Genomic DNA, 20,763 nt, shown 5'->3' with positions numbered 1-20,763 from the left:
GATATAGTAAGACCTGCTATTTTAGTAGGCAAGTATCGTTTGTATCCAAGAATCCCCTGCCTTTAGGCATGGGGAGTATGTCAAATAGGATTATCGTAAATTAATCAATAAAATGAAAAAATGTAAATTTGTATATTTTTTAAAAAATATACAAATTTACATTTTTTGTATTGTGTATATTTTATTTTGCCTATATAATATAAAAATATGACTATAATCGTAATACATTAAAAGAAAGGATTTTATTATGCAAGTAAAAATTAGTGATGTAGTTGTAACGGGTTTTGCATTATTTGCAATGTTTTTTGGTGCAGGAAATGTAATATTTCCTCCATATTTAGGTATGACCTCTGGAACAGAGTGGTTAACAGGTTTCTTATGTTTCATATTTATTGATGTATTTTTATCTTGTATCGGAATATTTACTATAGTTTATGGTGGCGGCGGTATTAAAGCCTTAGAAAGTGTTGTAGGTAAAATTCCAGGCATGATTTTAAATGTAGCAGCTGTATTATGTACAGGTGTATTGATTGCTCCACCAAGAACAGCAGCGACTACTTTTGAAATGAGTATTGCGCCATTTACAGATAAGATTTCCTTATTTGTGTTCTCTATTATTTTCTTTGGTATAGTATTTGCTTTTACTATTCGCCCTACACGTTTTGTTGATATAATCGGTAAATTTTTAACACCTGTACTCATTATTTGTACATTTATTTTGATTATCGCAGGTATCCTCAGCCCTATTGGTGAAATCGCAGCTCCAGTATCTCAAACAGTTGCTGAAGATGGTATTATCGCTGGTTATCAAACAATGGATATCTTAGTTGTATCTGGGTTTGGTCTTGTAATGCTCAATACTTTGCGTTTAAAAGGATATGTAGAACGTAAATCTCAGATAAAAGCAATCATTGGTGTTTGTATTGTTGCCGGTATTTTATTATCTTTGATTTATGGTGGTTTAGCTTATTTGGGTGCTACTTCTAGCATTGTTTTAGGCAGTAGCAATCTCAACCAAGCACAACTTATTGTAGCTATTACAAATCATTTAATGGGTCATACAGGTATGGTTATTTTAGGTATAATCGTAGGTTTTGCTTGTTTGACTACTGCTGTAGGTCTTATCGGTTCCACAGCTTGTTTCTTTGAAGATTTTACAAACAAAAAAATTAAATATCCTGTATGGGTTGTTATCAATACATTAATTAGTATTTCTCTTTGTAATTTAGGTTTGACAACAATTATTGAAGTAGCAGTACCAATTTTGACAACAATTTGCCCACCATTCATGATAACAGTATTATTGTTATTATTCCGCAATCAAATTAAAAGTACTTTAGTTTATAAAGGTATTGCTTTAGTGGCATTTTTATATGGTTTGATTTCCACAATTCAATCTTATATGTAATTTGCAATTTATTATTTGATGTGAAATATTTAGATGAAAATAAAAACTAGGGAGGATATTCTTCCTAGTTTTTTTATATAATATTATTTATCTTTTATATAGGCTATAGGTATAGCTATTGCTAGAAACTTCTACTAAATGATATAATTATAACAATAAAATAATTAATGGAGGAACAACGTTGGACGCAAAACATATTAGAAATTTTTCGATTATTGCTCATATCGACCATGGTAAATCTACTTTGGCAGATAGATTAATTGAATATACAGGTACGCTCACTGAACGTGAAATGGAATCTCAAGTTTTAGATAGCATGGACTTAGAGCGTGAACGTGGAATTACAATTAAAGCACAGACTGTGCGTTTACACTATAAAGCAAAAGATGGCGAAATCTATGAATTAAACTTAATTGACACACCAGGTCACGTTGACTTTAACTATGAAGTATCTCGTAGTTTGGCAGCTTGTGAAGGTGCGTTATTAGTTGTAGATGCTACTCAAGGTGTAGAAGCTCAGACTTTGGCAAATGTTTATTTAGCCTTAGAACATGATTTAGAAATCATTCCTGTAATCAATAAAATTGATTTACCAAGTGCTGAACCTGAAATGGTAAAACAAGAAATTGAAGATATCATTGGTTTAGATACTTCTGATGCAGTGCTTGCAAGTGCAAAAGCAGGAATTGGTATTGAAGAAATTTTAGAGCAGATTGTACAAAAAATTCCTGCTCCACCAGATGATAATGATAAACCATTAAAAGCACTTATTTTTGACTCTTATTTTGATGCTTATAAAGGTGTAATCGCTCATATTCGCGTAATTGATGGTTCTATTAAACCTGGTATGAAATTAAAAATGATGGCAACAGGTAAAGAATTTGAAGTTACAGATATCGGTTGCTTTAGACCACAGCCAGTCAATATCAATATGTTAGAAACTGGTGAGGTAGGATTTGTCGCTGGTAGCCTTAAAAATGTGCGTGATGTTCGCGTTGGTGATACTATTACTGATGCTAATAATCCAGCTAGTGAAGCATTACCAGGTTATCGTGGTGTAACACCAATGGTATATTGTGGTTTATATCCAGTTGATAGCTCTGATTATGAAAATTTAAAAGATGCTTTAGAAAAATTACAATTAAATGATGCTGCACTCACTTTTGAACCAGAAACTTCTATTGCTTTAGGCTTTGGTTATCGTTGTGGTTTCTTAGGTCTTTTACACATGGACGTTATTCAAGAACGTTTAGAACGTGAATATAAATTAAAACTCATAACTACAGCACCAAGCGTTATTTACCATGTATATAAAACTAATAAAGAAATGGTAAAAATTGATAATCCAGCTTCTATGCCATCGCCTACAGAGATTGAACATATTGAAGAACCTTATGTAAAAGCTACTGTAATCGTACCTAATGATTATGTGGGACCTGTAATGGAGATTTCTCAAGAAAAACGTGGCGTATTCAAAACTATGGATTATCTTGATGTAAATCGTGTAATGGTAATTTATCACATTCCACTTAGTGAAATTATCTATGATTATTTTGATAAATTAAAATCTGCTACTCGTGGATATGCTTCACTTGATTATGAAATGACAGATTATCAGACATCTAAATTAGTAAAACTTGATATCTTGTTAAATGGAGACCCTGTAGATGCTCTATCCACTATTGTTCATGTAGATAAAGCAGCAGCTCGTGGTCGTCAATTAGCGGAAAAATTAAAAACTATAATTCCACGTCAGATGTTTGAAATTCCTATTCAGGCAGCAGTGGGCAATAAAATTATTGCTCGTGAAAATGTACGTGCTATGCGTAAAGACGTACTTGCAAAATGTTATGGTGGGGATATCACACGTAAACGTAAATTATTAGAAAAACAGAAAGAAGGTAAAAAACGTATGAAAGCCGTAGGTTCTGTAGAAGTTCCACAAGAAGCTTTCATGGCGATTTTAAAAATAGACTAATGGGATTTGGCATATATATTCATATTCCATTTTGTAAACAAAAATGTTTTTACTGCGATTTTGCTTCAACTGCAAAAAAAGTAGATGAAACTTTATATGAACAGTATATAAATGCACTTTGTCAGGAAATAACCATGTATCAAGCGTTATTTCCTGATATTTGTATTGATACAATTTATTTTGGTGGCGGAACTCCTTCGATTTTGCCACCAAATTTAATTATACGAGCATTAAATACTGTAAAGGCAAATTTTGCTTTAAATTCTGATATAGAAATAACTTTGGAAGCAAATCCAGGAACTGTAGATGAGCAAAAATTACAGTATCTTTATCAAAATGGAATTAATAGATTGAGTTTTGGTGTACAAGCAGTACAAGATGATTTATTGCAAAAAATAGGACGAATTCACACGATTAAAGAAGCTGATATGGCTATAGAAATGGCTCAAAAAATAGGTTTTAAGAATATAAGTGTGGATTTGATGTATGGATTACCTGGGCAAACTTTAGAAATGCTCAAAGAAGCTGTATCTTGGGCAGTGAATAAAAATATACAACATATTTCTATTTATGGTTTACAAATAGAAGAAAATACCGTTTTTGGCAGATTATATGACCAAGGGAAATTGATATTGCCATCAGAAGACGAAAGTGAAATGATGTATGATTATTTGACAGAGCAATTGCCTAAATATAATTATAATCGTTATGAAATATCTAATTTTGCGAAGACGGGTTATGAAAGTAGACATAATTTAGCTTATTGGCAAGATAAATTTTATCTAGGATTAGGAGCAGGCGCTCATGGATATTATAATCAAAAACGTGTGCAAAATCCTTTTGACATAGATGAATATATAAAAAAATGCAATCAAAAAATATTGCCGTTTATCAATGAGGAAATAGTAGATGAAAAAGCACATATTGAAGAATTTTGTTTTTTAGGTCTGCGCATGGCTAAAGGCATAGATAAAGAAATTTTTAAGCAAAAATTTAATACAGATATAGAAAATTTATACGGCGAAATTTTGCCAAATCTAGAAAAAGATGACTTGATAATTAATACTCAAAAGTATATTTATTTAACCTCCAAAGGCATGAAATTTGGCAATCAAGTATTTAGTGAATTTCTTTTAGATTAATAAAAATACGAATTGATATGTAGTTATGATTTATAACCAAAAGACATTGATAATGCAGGGGCTTCTTTACAAAGAATGAATTTAGTTATATAATTAATTCTAGTATTAAATGTTTCGGTGTATATATATTATTTATCAAAGGTCATCTGTACGGGACGGATTTACGTTTAAATTTACAATAATAATGAATACTAAAAAATAAATATATATATAAATATAAATTTGGAGGTGCTTTTTTTTTGGCAAAGGAAGCTCAAAAATTGCAAATAATTCCTTTGGGTGGACTTGGCGAAATTGGTAAAAATATGACCGTTGTACGTTACGGTGATGATATTATCGTTATTGATGCTGGGTTGATGTTCCCTGAGGAAGAAATGCTAGGTATAGATTTAGTTATTCCTGACATTACGTATTTATTAGAAAATAAAGATAAGATAAAGGCTATTGTGCTCACACATGGTCATGAAGACCATATCGGAGCATTACCTTATGTCTTACGTCAAATTCCTAATATACCAGTTTATGGTACACGTTTAACTTTAGGAATTTTAGAAGGTCGTTTAAAAGAAAATGGAGTGGATTCTAGTAATCTTCATCCTGTATATCATGGAGATATAATAAGTGCAGGTTGCTTTACTGTTGGTTTTATACGTGTAAATCATAGTATTGCTGATGCATGTGGTTTATCTATTAAAACTCCTATAGGTATGATTGTACACACAGGGGATTTTAAATTTGATTATACGCCCGTAGATGGTAAAATGACTGATTTTAGAGCTTTTTCTGATTTAGGAAATAGAGGCGTTTTAGTATTATTAGCTGATAGTACAAATGCAGAACGCGAAGGGCATACACCAAGTGAACGTACAGTAGGTATCGCCTTTGAAAAAGCTTTCCGTAAAGCTAAAAATCGCATAATTATCGCGACTTTTTCTTCAAATGTACATCGCATACAACAAGTAGTAGATACAGCTATTAAATATAATCGTAAAGTAGCTATTTTAGGCCGTAGCATGATAAATGTAGTAAATATATCTATTAAATTAGGTTATTTAAATATGCCTGAAGATATGTTAATCGACATTGATGAAATTAATAATTATCCAATGAACCAAGTGGTAATAATCACTACAGGTAGCCAAGGTGAACCAATGTCAGCACTCACTCGTATGTCTACAGCAAATCATCGCAAAGTAGGCATTGTGCCAGGTGATACAATTATTATTTCAGCTACACCTATTCCTGGAAATGAAAAATTAGTATCAAGAACAATAGATAATTTATTAAAACAAGGTGCTGATGTTATCTATGGACGTGATGAAGGAATTCACGTTTCAGGTCATGCTAGTAGAGAAGAATTAAAATTAATGCATAATTTAGTTCGTCCTAAATTTTTCATACCTGTACATGGTGAATATCATCATATCGTAAAGCATGCTAAATTAGCTGAAAGTATTGGTATGCCAAAAGAAAATATTTTCATCAGCGAAATTGGACAAGTTTTAGAATTTACACGTGATAAAGGTCAAGTAGTAGGTAAAGTAACTTCTGGTAAAGTATTGATTGATGGTCTTGGTGTTGGTGATGTAGGTAATATCGTACTTCGTGACCGCCGTCAATTATCTCAAGATGGTATCTTAATCGTAGTTGTTACTATGGATAAAGAAGGTCGCTTTATCGCAGCTGGCCCAGATATCGTATCTCGTGGTTTTGTCTATGTTAGAGAATCAGAAGCTTTGATGGAAGAAGCAAAAGAAAGAGTAACTTCTGCTATTGAACATTGCTTAGATAACGATATTACAGAATGGTCTGTAATAAAAAATGACATTCGCGAAGCTATTGGCAGATATCTTTATGAAAAAACACGTCGCCGTCCAATGATTTTACCAATTATCATGGAAGTTTAAAAATAATAGCTAAATTTAAAGAGAAGAATTTATATTCTTCTCTTTTTTGTTATGAAAATAATATAAAAATAAATTGGGATAATTATATATTATTATGCATAAAAAAATGCACTTTAATTGTTAGATTGATATCCAACTTTTAAAGTGCATTTTGTTTATTTTATAAGACAAACATTTTTAATTTATTAGAAATTGTATGAATTTCTAGTGGTAATATAGGGCCAAGTTCACCATCTAAATCACTTTCAACACGATCAGGGCAAGAGAATTTGAAATAAGATGCTTGTTTGTAGATGATATTTTTATTATCAAAAGATGTTTTTCCTGCTACTGTATCAGCTACAATTTTCATCAATTCAGGAATATTACATTGTTTTAACAATATCATATCTAATTTGCCATCATTGATTTTAGCGTCCATAGATATATTTTTGAAGCTAGCTACAACAGGTGAATTAACAACTAACACAAAGAAGATTTTTTCTTTGATGATTTCACCATCAGCTTCAATTGTGAAATCTAAACCGCGAAATCTAGGAAGTTCACCAAGTCCACGGAAATAATAAGCTAATTTACCAAAAGTATTTTTAAGACGAGTATCAACTTCATGAGCAACACCTGTCATCATACCAGCACTGATTACATTGATAAAGTATTCATCACCAATAGAGCCAACATCTACATATTGAGTTTTTCCAGTGATGATACTATTGATATATTCATCGAATTTGGCATCAATACCAAGATGAGAAGCAAAATCGTTAGATGTACCACTGGGAATAATACCTACAGGTACGTCAAGATTTTCTTTTAAGGTCATATTGATTATTTTATGCAAAGTACCATCGCCACCAGCTGCAATGATACCATCGGCATTTACATTGCGTACGCAATTAGCAAAGAAAGGGTCAAAACTTTCTTTTTTAGTGCGGTAAGGCATGATGATACAATCACGACTTTGAAATTGATTGATAATATCGTCTAATTTTTTCTTAAACATGGCATCACCAGAAACTGGATTATATGCCAATAGAAATTTTTTCATTTTATAATCTCTCCATTAATTTTTTAAAACACCAATTTTTTTGAAGAAACGAATGCTAGGGGCACCAATCATAGGAATGCGTTCGATATCTGATTCCATGATACCACCGATTAAAATTAAGACAATAATATAGAAGAACATACCAACGAATAAAGATGCAAAAGTAGCTAAAGCATTGCTTGCTGTTTCATATAATAAGAATTCATAGCCAAAATGAATAATACCAGCCATGATAGCAGCAGAAACAATAGTTTTTAATAATTGCATGATTTCAATTTTATAATTGATATATTTGTATAAGAAATATAGATTGATTAAAGCTGCAATACCGATATCAGCAACAGTAGCCCATGCAGCACCCATGATGCCGAGTGAAGGCTGTGCTGTTAATACCCAGTTTAAAATAACTTTAGCAATGGCAGCGATAACCATATTAATCATTGGAATAGTAGGGTGTCCAAGTCCTTGAAGAACGCCAGTAGTAACTTGATGAAGCCCAAGTAATACTATACTAAAGGATGAAACCCAAACAGCAGGGCCTGCTCCAGGTGCATTGTAGATTAAAGTTGAGATAGGCACAGCCAACATCATAACTGTTACAAATGCAGGGAAACAGATAAAGTTTGAAATACGCATAGCAGCTGCTGTTTGATTGAAACAACGTGTTTTATCTTTTAACGTACGAGCTTCAGAGATAGCAGGTACGATACTTACAGCAAGAGAAGCTGTTAAAATAGTGGAAAGATTAACAAGTGGCACAGCCATACCAGTCAAATAACCGAATAATTCTGTAGCTTCATTTACGCTATAACCAGCTACTTCCAAACGAGCTGGTACGATTAATAAATCAAGATTAGATACAATCGGAAGCATGATACTAGCAGCAGAAACTGGAAGTGCCAATACAAAGATACGTTTAATAATTTTCCAGACAGAAGCTGTTTGAGCATCATTTACCGGTTTTAATTCATTACCGTAGTTTTTGACAATATCTTTTTCTAATTTTATGTGGAAATAAACTAAAACCATGACACCAGTAATAGCACCAGCTAAGGCACCTAAGGAAGCACCGGCTGAAGCATATTCAAGTCCATAAGGTAAGAGGAGTTGAGCAAATAAAATCATGGTTACAACGCGGAATATCTGTTCAACAATCTGTGATACAGCAGTTGGTGTCATGCGTTGCCAACCTTGTAAATATCCTCGAGAACTAGCTAAGATAGTAACAAAGAATACAGCTGGAGCAAGTGCAATAATAGAATAATATGCACGAGGGTCACGCACAAATTGCCAATCTATGAGCCATTGAGCACCGAAATAGGTCAGCAAACTAAAAAATAAACCAGTGCAGAACATAAAGCACATGGAAATGCGAAAAATGCGTTTTGCCCCAAAAATATCATTTAAGGCAACTCTTTCAGCTGTTATAATAGAAATAGCTACAGGAACACCTGCAGAAGAAACGGTCAAGGCTAAAAAATAAATAGGAAAAGCCATTTGATAAAGACCGATACCTTCACCGCCTAAAACGCGGGAAACAAAAATCCAGTTTAATGAGCCGATAACTTTAACTACTAAGCTAGCGACTGTTAATATAAAAGTTCCTTTTAAAAAGCTTTCAGCTTTATGAGATTTTTTTGAAGTATTATCTTGTTCGTTAATGGAAAACACCTGCTTTAAAACATCATTTTCTTTTAATTGAAAAGACTGTATAATAGTAAATACAGCTTAAAAAAGTAATTATACTAGAAAATTATAGCATTTATCGTAAAACTATGCTAGTATATTTTACTTTTATAGCTATAAAGCTAGGATTAAGTAAGCATTGAATGAGTTTAAGTAAAATAAAAAAAGAAAGGAAAATTTTTATGGAGTATAATTATCTAGGATTTGATATAAATATTGGTAAATCAAAACCTGAAAATATTGTACATAGAGAAGTTGCTTGTCCATTTTGTGATGTGAAAAGTTTAAAAAATATCATAGAAATAAAAAATGATATGATATTATTAGAAAATAAATATCAAGTTTTACAAGAAGCTTATCAATTATTAATTATTGAAGGCAGTGAATGTAATGCAGATATTCCAGATTATACTTTAGAGCATATGCAAGAACTTATGCATTTTAGTATAAATCACTGGCTCAATATCATTAATAGTAAAAAATATAAAACAGTACTTTTTTTCAAAAATCATGGGCCTTTATCTGGTGGAACTATGCGTCATCCACATATGCAAATTGTGGGCATTAAAAATTTAGAGTTTAAAAATATGTGTGATAAGCGCCAATTTGAAGGCATTAAAATTGCAGAAAAAAATAATGTAGTTATGAACTTGTCTACAAAGCCACGTGTGGGATTTACAGAAGTCAATGTTATTATGCAAGGTCTAAATGATATCGATACTTTAGCTGAATTTGTGCAGATAGGCGTCGATTATATCATGAATCATTTCAGTGTAAATTGTAGCAGTTATAATTTATTCTTCTATTTAATTGAAGGCAATATACATGTAAAAATAATGCCTAGATTTGCAACATCACCATTATTCATTGGCTATAATATCGAACTTGTGCCAAATAATTTACAAGAGATTGCCAAACATATAAAACAATTATATTTTGACAAAAAAAACGACTAAGCATTTAAGCGTAGTCGTTTTTTTATTTATTAAATTATTTCATATCGTCTTCAGCATCTTGTTTTTCTGGTGGTACAGGGAACATTTCTAAATCTGGATTATTATCTTGAATCCAGCCTAATGCCCATTCGTTGTTTACAAGAAGTACAGGACGATCTTTCATATCATATACGAACATTCCACGGTCAGCACCACGGAGAGATTCTGGAGTTACAGGACGATTATCTTTGAAGCGAAGCCAACGAGCAACTTCAAATGGTTGCATATTCATGACTATTTCTGTATTATATTCGCTTTTTAAGCGGTATTCTAATACATCAAACTGCAATTGTCCTACAGTACCAACAATATAAGATTCCATACCAGCACCTGCTTGTTGGAATAATTGTACAGCACCTTCTTGTGTAAGCTGCATGATACCTTTTACGAATTGTTTGCGTTTCATAGTATCTTTAGCAGAAACACGAGCAAATCTTTCTGGTGGGAATACAGGAAAATCTGCAAATTTGAATTTGTGAGAAGGCATACAAAGTGTATCGCCGATACCGAAAATACCAGGGTCAAATAAACCAACAATATCTCCAGGGTATGCAGTATCAATAATTTGACGGTCTTGAGCTAAGAATTGTTGTGGCTGAGAAAGTTTTACAGCTTTGCCACCTTGCATATGATAAACGCTCATACCACGTTCGAATTTACCAGAGCAAATGCGAATAAAGGATAATCTATCATGATGGGCAGGGTTCATATTAGCTTGAATTTTGAAGATGAAGCCAGAGAATTTTTCATCTTCAGGGCTGATAAGACCATCAGAGCTCATGCGAGGCTGAGGAGCTGGTGCAAGACGAAGATATTCTTCTAAGAAACCACGTACACCGAAGTTAGTCATGGCACTACCAAAGAACATAGGTGTCAATTCACCTTTATTTACTTTGTCCATAGACCACTGTTCACCAGCAACATCAAGTAAATCAATATCATCTAATAAAGCTTGATAATCAGTGTCGCCAATGATTTCTTTAGCTTTTGGATCTTTTAAATCAAAAATTACAGATTCACGTTCTTCTTGACCATGAGATGTATCTTCACTGAATAATTCCACTTTTTCAGTTTCGCGGTGATAAATACCTTTATAATGACCATCTGTACCGATAGGCCAATTCATTGGATAAGAGCGAATACCTAAAACATCTTCGATTTCTTCCATTAATTCAAGTGGAGCTTTACCAAAACGGTCAAGTTTATTAACAAATGTAAAAATTGGAATATGACGTTGTTTACAAACTTTGAATAATTTTTTTGTCTGTGCTTCGACACCTTTGGCTACGTCGATAATCATGACAGCACTATCTACAGCCATGAGTGTACGATAAGTATCTTCACTGAAGTCTTGGTGACCTGGAGTATCAAGGATATTGATACGGCAACCAGCATAATCGAATTGAAGCACACTAGAAGTTACAGAAATACCACGCTGTTTTTCAATTTCCATCCAGTCAGAAACAGCATGACGTTGAGTTTTACGGGATTTTATAGAACCTGCTAAATGGATTGCACCTCCATAGAGCAATAATTTTTCAGTTAAAGTAGTTTTACCAGCATCTGGGTGAGAGATAATCGCAAAAGTACGTCGTTTTTGAATTTCAGTTTGTAATTCCGACAATTTAAATCCTCCTATAAAAAAATAGTACTGTCTTTTTATTCTATCATAAGTAATGATAGAGTGGTAGAAGTTTATTAAAATAAGCATCATAATTAAGCATTATAATTAAATGTCCTGTAATAATATACATAAATATATATATTTAAAGGTAACAGATTTAAATATATAATTAAGAAATAGGGAATTTATTGTAAATAAATTATTTTTAGTGTAAAAAATAAGGATATATTTACTAGATAGTACATATTATTTATTGCTTATTAAAAGATAAAAAATATAAAATTTTTAAATTAGGTACTTGACTGTTGTAAACTTGTAAAGTATAATAAACAACATCAAGACTAAGACCTACATAAAGGAATTATAATAATTATATTTTAGGCCTATGCTGGGAGGAATCATAATGAATTTTTCTAAAAAACGTTTGCGCATAGCAGGATTACTTCTTGGTATGACAATGTTCGGTAGCATTTTCGCTGGTTGTGGCGGTGAAGAAGCAGCAAATAGTGATGAAATTAAAATCGGTGCCAATTTTGAAATGACTGGTAATGTTGCCAACTATGGTACAACAACATTAGAAGGTTTGAAATTAGCTATCAAAGAAGCTAATGACGCCGGTGGAATTAATGGTAAAAAAATTACTCTAGTTGAAGCTGATAATAAATCAGACCCTGCTGAAGCAGCTAACGCAGCTACAAAACTTATTTCTGATGATAAAGTTGTAGCTATCGTAGGACCTGCAACTTCTGGTGCGGTACAAGCTGAATCTCAGGTAGCAACTGAAAATAAAGTGCCAATTATCGCACCTGATGCAACAAGCCCTGATATTACAGTAGAAAATGGTCAAGTTAAACCATTTGTATTCCGTGGTTGCTTCATTGACCCATTACAAAGTAATACAATGGCAGCTTTTGCAGCTAACGAATTAAAAGCTAAAACAGCTGTTATTTATTTAGACTCTAGTACAGATTATTCTAAGAGCTTAGCTGAAGTATTTAAAAATAAATTTGAAGCTTTAGGCGGTAAAGTCGTAATGGAAGAAGCTTTTGTAGCTAAAGACCAAGACTTTAAAGCAACTCTTACAAATATTAAAACAGCAAATGCAGATATAATTTATATTCCTGCTTACTATGAAGAAGTTGGTAAAATTGTAAAACAAGCACGTGAACTTGGTATTACACAACCAATTTTAGGTACAGATGGTTGGGATGATACAAAAGTAGTAGATATCGCTGGTGCAGATGCACTTAATAATACTTACTTCATCACTCACTATACTGAAACAGATCCAGATGCTAAAGCTTTTGTAGATGCATTCACAAAAGAATATGGTCATGCTCCAGGTGTATTTGCTGCTCTTGGTTATGATGCAGGTAAAATGCTCGTTGATGCTATAAAACGTGCAGGTAGCACAGATCCAGAAGCAATTCAGAAAGCATTAGCAGAAACTAAAGATTTACAAGTTGGTACAGGTAAACTTACTGTTGATGAAAATCACAACTTGATCAAAAATGCTTTCATTATTGAAATGAAAGATGGTAATAAAGTTCTTAAACAAAGAGTTACACCAACAACAGCAGAAGGCTGATTATACTAGGTGAAAGGGCCGCAATTTTGCGGCCTTTCTTTGTGAAGGAGGAAAGTAAGATGGATTTTTTTGAGCAATTAATACAGCAATTAATCAATGGTATTTCCTTAGGTAGTATTTATGCATTGATTGCTTTAGGTTATACCATGGTATATGGTATTATCAAGTTGATAAACTTTGCCCATGGTGATATTTATATGGTTGGTGCGTATGTAGGCTTTTATGCTGTAACAATGACTAAGATGACAATTATTCCAGCACTTATCATATCTATGGTTGTTACTGGTCTTTTAGGAATTTTAGTAGAAAAAATAGCGTATAAACCATTGCGTAAAGCTCCACGTATATCACTATTAATAACAGCTATTGGGGTTTCATTTTTCCTTGAATATACAAGTATGTATTTTGTTTCACCAACACCAAGAACTTTTCCAAATGTTATTGATTCCTTATCTTTAAATATTGGTTCATTTGTAATTAATGGACAGCAATTATTAATTTTTATTATTACTGTAATTTTGATGGTATTACTCACTTATATTGTACAGAAAACTAAAATGGGTAAAGCTATGCGTGCTGTATCCTTTGATACAGAAACAGCTCAACTCATGGGTATAAATGCAGATAGAGTAATTTCTTTTACTTTTGGTATTGGTTCAGCATTAGCTGCCGCTGGTGGTGTTTTAGTAGGTGTATATTATAACTCTATTGACCCACTTATGGGGATTATGCCAGGGCTTAAAGCTTTCGTTGCCGCTGTATTAGGTGGTATCGGTAGTATCCCAGGAGCTATGACTGGTGGTATTGTTTTAGGTGTAATAGAAGCTTTAGTATCCGGTTTTATATCTTCTACATTCCGTGATGCAGCAGCTTTTGCGATATTAATATTAGTATTGTTATTCAAACCATCTGGTATTTTTGGTAAGAATACTAATGAGAAAGTGTAGGTGTTAAAAGTGAATTCTCTTAGAAAAAAAGATATAATAACTTTAATACTTGCGATTGTTTTATTTGGCGTTTTGCAATTTTTGATGGCTGAAAGAATTATTGGCTCATTCTGGGAATTAAATATTTTCCTTGTATGTGTCAATATTATCATGGCAGCAAGTTTAAATTTGATAAATGGTTATACAGGTCAATTTTCTTTAGGTCATGCTGGTTTTATGGCAGTAGGCGCCTATGTTGGCGTAATTTTAACAGTTAATTTTCATTCTCCATTTATTGTGGCTTTATTAATTGGTGGTTTTGCAGCTGGTATTTTGGGATTTTTGATTGGTTTGCCAACATTGCGTCTAAAAGGCGATTATTTGGCTATCGCTACATTAGGCTTAGGGGAAATCATTCGTATTGTTATCATGAATATAGAGTATGTAGGTGGTGCAGCTGGTTTTAAAGGTATACCACATAATACGACTTTTCCATGGGTATTTTTTATAATGTTATTTACATTGTTCTTTATTAAGAACTTTGTTAATTCTAAATATGGTCGTTCTTGTATTGCTGTACGTGAAAATGAGATTGCAGCAGAAGCTATGGGTGTTAATACTACAAAATATAAAGTAATGGCATTTACTATTGGTGCTATTTTTGCTGGTATTGGCGGTGGATTATTCGCTCATTGTTTCTATATTATCAATCCATCTTCATTTACTTTTATGGCATCATTTAATTTCTTAATCATGGTAGTACTTGGCGGATTAGGTTCAATTACAGGTTCAATCGCTGGTGCATTTGTAGTAACTTTCGTATCAGCAGCACTTGCTAGCTGGCCTGAATTCCGTATGATTGCATATGCATTAGTATTGATTTTATTAATGTTTTATCGTCCACAAGGTCTTTTTGGTTATACAGAAATTACAAGCCTTAAGATTTTCCAACGTTTTAAGGGAGGTCGTGGATAATTATGGAATTATTAAAAACAGATGGTGTATCAAAAGTATTTGGCGGATTAAAAGCAGTATCTAATTTTGATATAGAGATAAATGAGGGCGAACTCATAGGTCTTATTGGGCCAAATGGTGCAGGGAAAACAACTGCATTTAATTTATTGACAGGTGTATATCAACCAACTACAGGTACTATTGATTTTGCTGGTAAAAGTTTAGTTGGATTAAAACCTTATCAGATAACTTCTCGAGGAATTGCACGTACTTTCCAGAATATAAGATTGTTCTCGGAATTAACTGTTTTAGATAATGTAAAGATAGCATATGATTCTCATGCAAAATATAGTTTAGTGGAGTCTGTACTTCGTTTGGGTAGATATTTCAAAGAAGAAGATGAAATCACTAAAAAAAGTCTAGAATTATTAAAGATTTTTAAATTAGAAGATAAAGCTTATGAAGTGGCAAAAAATTTACCATATGGGGCACAACGTCGCCTAGAAATTGCCAGAGCTTTGGCTACTAAACCAAAATTATTATTATTAGATGAACCGGCAGCAGGTATGAATCCACAAGAAACACAAGAATTGATGGAAATGATACGCTGGATACGTAAAGAATTTGGTTTATCTATTTTACTTATTGAACATGATATGAGCTTAGTAATGGGAATTTGTGAACGCATCTATGTTTTGGAATATGGTTGTATTATTGCCAGTGGAACTCCAGAAGAAATTCAGAAAAATCCTGAAGTTATTAAAGCTTATTTAGGTGGGGAGGTGTAGAATTTATGTTAAAAATAAAAGATATGAATGTTTATTATGGTGCAATTCATGCTTTAAAAGGAATTAGCTTAGAAATCAATGAAGGTGAAATAGTTACTTTGATTGGGGCTAATGGGGCAGGAAAATCTACAACTCTACGCACTATTTCAGGGCTTTTAAAACCAAAGACTGGTACAATTGAGTTTGAAGGTAAAAATATTGCCGGAATGCCAGCACAAAATATCGTAAAAGCAGGTATTTCTCAAGTACCAGAAGGTAGACGTGTTTTTGCAGAAATGACTGTTATGGAAAACTTGGAATTAGGTGCATTTATTCGTAAGGATAAAGCTGGTATTGCTAAGGATTTGAAAATGGTATTTGAACGTTTCCCAAGACTTGAAGAAAGGGTAAATCAACAAGCAGGAACTTTATCTGGTGGGGAACAGCAGATGCTTGCTATGGGACGAGCTTTGATGAGTAGACCTCGTTTACTACTTTTAGATGAGCCTTCCATGGGTCTTGCACCATTATTGATAAGAGAAATTTTTTCAATAATACAAGATATCAATAAAGCAGGCACTACAGTTTTATTAGTAGAACAAAATGCAAATATGGCACTTTCTATTGCTAATCGTGCATATGTTTTGGAAACAGGACGAATTACACTTTCTGGTGATGCCAAAGAACTTGCTGCTAGTGAAGAAGTAAGAAAAGCATATCTTGGTGGCTGATTTTATATAGATAATTATTGTATGCAGGGATTCGTTAGATTTATAGCGAATCCTTTCTTATAGGATAATAAAATAAATTTATATGAGGTGAAAAAAATGTTTGTTATTAATAGAATGACGAAAAATCCTATGACAGTAACAGCTGATACTAAAGTTGATGAAGTAGCTCATTTAATGAAAAAACATAATTTTCGTCGCTTACCTGTTGTAGATGATGGCAAATTAGTAGGATTTTTAAGCGATAGTGATTTAATGCGTGTAGCACCATCGCCTGCAACAACTTTATCAAGATATGAGATAAATTCTTTACTTGCAAAAATTTGTGTTCGAGATATCATGAAAAAAGATGTTGTTTCTGTAAATGTAGATGCAACTATTGAAGAAGCTGCACTTATTATGTATAAAAATAAAATTGGTGGTATGCCAGTTGTAAGTAATATGGGTGCTGTAGTAGGCGTTATCACAGAAACAGATATTTTCAAAACATTTGTAGACGTAATGGGCTTAGCTGATGGAAAAACTCGTATTACTTTAGAAGTTACAGATAAAATTGGTGTAGTTAAAGATATCGCAGAAATCTTTGGACAAGCAGGTGTTAGCATTGATAGCTTGATAACTTGCAAAAAAGAAGATAATAAATACGAAATCGTTATTCGTGGTGATATTACTAATATTGATGATATCAAAGCAAAATTAGAAGCTAAAGGTTATAAAGTTATTCATACAGTAAAAATTGGCTGATTTATAAAAATAAAAAGGCAGGATATGTATTCTGCCTTTTTTTGATCTTTTAAAATAAATGATAAGAGGAATAAAATATGAAGCAAGATATAATTGTAAATAGAATAGATTCTTTTAAAAAGAAATATGTAAATTTTAAAGATAAAACAGATTATCATGTTTTTACTTTATTATGTATGAAATATTTCTTTTTTTGTGAAGATAATGCAAAATTTGATGAAGATGAAGTAATTGATTATTTGACGGATGGTGCAAATGATGGTGGTATAGATGCTATTTTTAATGATCCTAATAGTGAAGATAATGATGTTATTATTATGCAAAGTAAGTATTATAATAAATCTAGATTAAAAATAAACGATATTATAATGGAATTACATAAAATAAAGAATACTTTAAATTCGTTTAAAGAAGAAAAATTTGCTTCATTTAATAAGAATTTAGTAATGGCTTATAAAAATTCTATAAATCAAAAGAATGAAATAGGTACTATAAGAATATGTTTTTTTACTACATATCAAGGAAGAACAAAAGAGAATCGCGATAATATTATAAAAGAAGCTAGGGAACTTTTCAGAGATTTTGATATTGATATAGATATATATTTTAAGAAAGATATAGAAAATCAAATTGAATTATGTGAAAATGGAAAATTATTTATTGAGGAAGATAAATTAATCATTGACGAAAAAAATAATTATTTAAAGTATAATAGTTCTGTTATTGTAAATATTTCAGCAAAATCACTTCAAGATTTATACTATAGAAAAGGAAATAATTTATTAGGTATGAATTTGAGATATTATGTTAGACAAAAACTTGTAGATAGTGCTATAGAAAGTACTATAAAAAATGAGCCTCAAAAATTTTGGTATAAAAATAATGGAATAATTATTGCTTGTGAGAATTATAATATTGAAGATAAAACATTGAGATTAAAAAATTTTTCTATTATAAATGGAGGGCAAACTACAACTCGAATAGGGAAAATTGATATAGACGAAGATTTTTATTTACAATGTAAAGTGATTGTATACCAAGGAAGTAATATTCAAGAGAAAAGTAAATTTGTTTATGATATAGCAGAAGCATCTAATGCACAAAAGCCAATAAAGAAAGCTGATTTAAAAGCTAATGCTCCAGAACAATTACTTTTAAAAGAAAATTTAGCTAAAGTAGGAGTATATTATATTACAAAAAGAGGAGAAGTGGTTCCAAAGCAATATAAGGATAAGCTTTATAAAAATACTAAATTAGATGAGGTAGGAAAGTTATCATTAGCAGGTATATTACAAATGCCAGGATCTGCTAGAAGTAATTCAGCAAAAATGTATGATAGTGAATATGATTATATATTTAAAGATGTGAAGGCTGGAGTTATAGCAGATTTACTAAAAATAGATTATTATTACAAAAATTTTCTTAAAAATAAGTTAAAAGAATTTGAATTTGAGCAAGATATTATATTGCCAATGATAAAAAATGGAAGAACTTTTCAATTAGCATGTATAGTTTTTTTACTTAAAATAAAAAGAAATATTTTTTTATATAATGATATTGCTAGGTTAATGAATGATATAAGTGAGTTAAAAAATATTTTAAAGAAAGTAGGAGACATGGAATATTTAATAAAAAGAAAAATTAATGCAGAAGAAGAAATTTTTTATAAAATTTTTTCCCTTATAGGAAAAGAAGTATTAGGATATTGTTTCCAATTTGCGAAAGATGTAGCTATGGAAAAAAATGAAACAATAGTAGCTTCTGATTATCTAAAAAGTGATAATAATTATTATAGAAAAGTTATACAGAGATTATGGATTGTATATAATAGTAATAAAGAATTGAATGATTATATTAACAAAATTTGTGCAAAATAGATATTTGAAATAATATAAAGATTAGTGATGAGATATTAAATTTTATTTTGATATCTCATTTTTATTATAGAAAATGTTTTTAATTAATTTATTTAATAAATTTTGAGATATAGTATTTATGAGATAGTAGTCCACCATTTGTTGAATTTTTGATTGTTTTGGTCAAGAAATACAGCTTCCCCTAATAGTGGAGTGAGCAGTTTATATGATTTATTTTGACTAGCTGTATAAATACGTTCAAAAGGATCTTGCCAGTGGTGAGGGCTTAGAGCAAATTTTCCACAATGTACAGGTAAAAGCATTTTAGCTTGTAAATCCATAGTAGCTTGAGCTACTTCTTCTGGCATCATATGAATTTGTGCCCAAGATGTATTATATTGACCATTTTCCATGATAGCTAAATCAAAGCCTTGGAAATAATCACCAATTTCACGGAATTGAGGACTATATCCTCCATCACCACTATAAAAAATTTTTTTGGTAGGTGTAATGAGGGCAAAAGAAGCCCAAAGAGTTTTATTATTATCTAAAAATCTTCCTGAAAAATGGCGAGAAGGTAGGATATGAATTTTTAAATTATCACTAAGTTTTATTTCACGATACCAATCTTCATCATGAATTATATCAGGATTAAATCCCCAATGATAAAAATGACTACTAACGCCTAGGGGACAAACAATATGCTTGATTTTATGCTTTAGGCTCATAATAGTAGCATAATCTAAATGGTCCCAGTGGTCATGAGAGATGATTAAAACATCAATATCAGGTATATCATTAGCTGTATATATATTTGTACCAGCAAAGGCTTTATTGATGAAAAATAAAGGAGAGGCATAATCACTAAATACAGGATCAACTAATATTTTGATACCATCAATTTGCAGATAAAAACTAGAATGACCAAACCAAACAAGTAGATTTTCTTTAGGATTTAAAGATTTTAAATCTGTTTTTTGCGTAGGAATATTTTCCTTAGGTATAGTTACACCTTTAGTAGGAAATAGAATTTCTTTGATACCATTATAATAATTATCTTTATTGACTAAAACAGATGTAGGCTCAAGATTTTGAAATTCTCCATTTACATAATGCGGAGATTTTAAAATCTTAGTCAATTCATCACCCTTAGGTGAACGACCAATTTTAGGTTGATTAATAAAACCAATACCACCCATAGCTAATAAAGCTGTAGTAATACCGGCTAATTTAAAGAAATTGCGACGAGAAATAGACATAAAAATTACTCCAATATATAATAATTAATTTAATTATACATATTGGAGTAAACTTAAAGTCAATATCAAACTTACTTTTCTTTGGTGGGCAAAGAAAAGTAACAAAAGAATACCCACCGCAGATAAAATTTTAGTTTTGAAAATAATTATCGCTTC

General features: G+C 31.6%; 16 protein-coding genes. 12 read left to right on the top strand and 4 right to left on the bottom strand.

Features of this window, described 5'->3' with window-relative positions; genetic code table 11:
- Positions 1-247 precede the first annotated feature (247 nt).
- The 4 genes from brnQ to AC5LAX_RS11325 all read left to right on the top strand — a co-directional run bounded on the left by brnQ (position 248) and on the right by AC5LAX_RS11325 (position 6,435).
- On the top strand, positions 248-1,408 hold the full coding sequence (brnQ, locus tag AC5LAX_RS11340; RefSeq protein ID WP_266286796.1) for a branched-chain amino acid transport system II carrier protein: 1,161 nt from the start codon (positions 248-250) through the stop codon (positions 1,406-1,408).
- Positions 1,409-1,589: 181 nt separating this feature from the next.
- Positions 1,590-3,386: a translation elongation factor 4 gene (gene lepA / locus AC5LAX_RS11335; RefSeq protein WP_204920999.1), complete on the top strand. Its 1,797-nt coding sequence runs from the start codon at positions 1,590-1,592 to the stop codon at positions 3,384-3,386.
- Positions 3,386-4,528, top strand: a complete 1,143-nt coding sequence (gene hemW / locus AC5LAX_RS11330; protein WP_288909360.1) for a radical SAM family heme chaperone HemW — start codon at positions 3,386-3,388, stop codon at positions 4,526-4,528. The genes lepA and hemW overlap by 1 nt, the downstream gene beginning before the upstream one ends.
- Positions 4,529-4,767: 239 nt before the next feature.
- The gene (locus AC5LAX_RS11325; protein WP_115152049.1) at positions 4,768-6,435 is read left to right on the top strand and encodes a ribonuclease J; all 1,668 of its coding nucleotides are present in this window, start codon (positions 4,768-4,770) and stop codon (positions 6,433-6,435) included.
- Between the two features lie 160 nt (positions 6,436-6,595).
- On the opposite strand, the gene AC5LAX_RS11320 is transcribed toward AC5LAX_RS11325, so the two are convergent.
- Positions 6,596-7,480 carry a diacylglycerol/lipid kinase family protein gene (locus AC5LAX_RS11320; RefSeq protein ID WP_117976467.1) on the bottom strand — a complete coding sequence of 295 codons (885 nt, stop codon included), beginning with the start codon at positions 7,478-7,480 and terminating at the stop codon, positions 6,596-6,598.
- A 15-nt stretch (positions 7,481-7,495) separates the two neighbouring features.
- On the bottom strand, positions 7,496-9,151 hold the full coding sequence (locus tag AC5LAX_RS11315) for a putative polysaccharide biosynthesis protein (protein ID WP_008539865.1): 1,656 nt from the start codon (positions 9,149-9,151) through the stop codon (positions 7,496-7,498).
- Positions 9,152-9,348: 197 nt separating this feature from the next.
- On the opposite strand from AC5LAX_RS11315, the gene AC5LAX_RS11310 reads away from it, so the two are divergent.
- Positions 9,349-10,122 carry a DUF4931 domain-containing protein gene (locus tag AC5LAX_RS11310; protein ID WP_115152046.1) on the top strand — a complete coding sequence of 258 codons (774 nt, stop codon included), beginning with the start codon at positions 9,349-9,351 and terminating at the stop codon, positions 10,120-10,122.
- 34 nt (positions 10,123-10,156) lie between these two features.
- Here the strand turns inward: AC5LAX_RS11310 and AC5LAX_RS11305 are convergent, their stop codons facing one another.
- Positions 10,157-11,785 carry a peptide chain release factor 3 gene (locus AC5LAX_RS11305; protein WP_117976466.1) on the bottom strand — a complete coding sequence of 543 codons (1,629 nt, stop codon included), beginning with the start codon at positions 11,783-11,785 and terminating at the stop codon, positions 10,157-10,159.
- A gap of 403 nt (positions 11,786-12,188) precedes the next feature.
- On the opposite strand from AC5LAX_RS11305, the gene AC5LAX_RS11300 reads away from it, so the two are divergent.
- From AC5LAX_RS11300 to AC5LAX_RS11270, 7 genes are all read left to right on the top strand, one after another.
- Positions 12,189-13,373 carry an ABC transporter substrate-binding protein gene (locus tag AC5LAX_RS11300; protein WP_008539868.1) on the top strand — a complete coding sequence of 395 codons (1,185 nt, stop codon included), beginning with the start codon at positions 12,189-12,191 and terminating at the stop codon, positions 13,371-13,373.
- Positions 13,374-13,432: 59 nt separating this feature from the next.
- Positions 13,433-14,320 (top strand): branched-chain amino acid ABC transporter permease, encoded by an 888-nt coding sequence (locus tag AC5LAX_RS11295; RefSeq protein ID WP_288909359.1) that lies wholly within the window; start codon positions 13,433-13,435, stop codon positions 14,318-14,320.
- 9 nt (positions 14,321-14,329) lie between these two features.
- Positions 14,330-15,274 carry a branched-chain amino acid ABC transporter permease gene (locus AC5LAX_RS11290; protein WP_008539871.1) on the top strand — a complete coding sequence of 315 codons (945 nt, stop codon included), beginning with the start codon at positions 14,330-14,332 and terminating at the stop codon, positions 15,272-15,274.
- Between the two features lie 2 nt (positions 15,275-15,276).
- Positions 15,277-16,041, top strand: coding sequence for an ABC transporter ATP-binding protein (locus AC5LAX_RS11285; RefSeq protein WP_008539875.1), 765 nt, complete (start codon positions 15,277-15,279; stop codon positions 16,039-16,041).
- A 5-nt stretch (positions 16,042-16,046) separates the two neighbouring features.
- Positions 16,047-16,751: an ABC transporter ATP-binding protein gene (locus AC5LAX_RS11280; RefSeq protein WP_193526624.1), complete on the top strand. Its 705-nt coding sequence runs from the start codon at positions 16,047-16,049 to the stop codon at positions 16,749-16,751.
- 96 nt (positions 16,752-16,847) lie between these two features.
- On the top strand, positions 16,848-17,492 hold the full coding sequence (locus AC5LAX_RS11275; RefSeq protein ID WP_018999775.1) for a CBS and ACT domain-containing protein: 645 nt from the start codon (positions 16,848-16,850) through the stop codon (positions 17,490-17,492).
- A gap of 77 nt (positions 17,493-17,569) precedes the next feature.
- Positions 17,570-19,369, top strand: a complete 1,800-nt coding sequence (locus AC5LAX_RS11270) for an AIPR family protein (RefSeq protein ID WP_266286801.1) — start codon at positions 17,570-17,572, stop codon at positions 19,367-19,369.
- A 116-nt stretch (positions 19,370-19,485) separates the two neighbouring features.
- Here the strand turns inward: AC5LAX_RS11270 and AC5LAX_RS11265 are convergent, their stop codons facing one another.
- Positions 19,486-20,607 (bottom strand): MBL fold metallo-hydrolase, encoded by a 1,122-nt coding sequence (locus AC5LAX_RS11265; RefSeq protein WP_288909358.1) that lies wholly within the window; start codon positions 20,605-20,607, stop codon positions 19,486-19,488.
- Positions 20,608-20,763 lie beyond the last annotated feature (156 nt).

It is taken from the genome of Megamonas sp., assembly GCF_986095205.1.
Note: the sequence above shows the minus strand (reverse complement) of the source record. Positions and strands in the feature narration are given on the sequence as shown.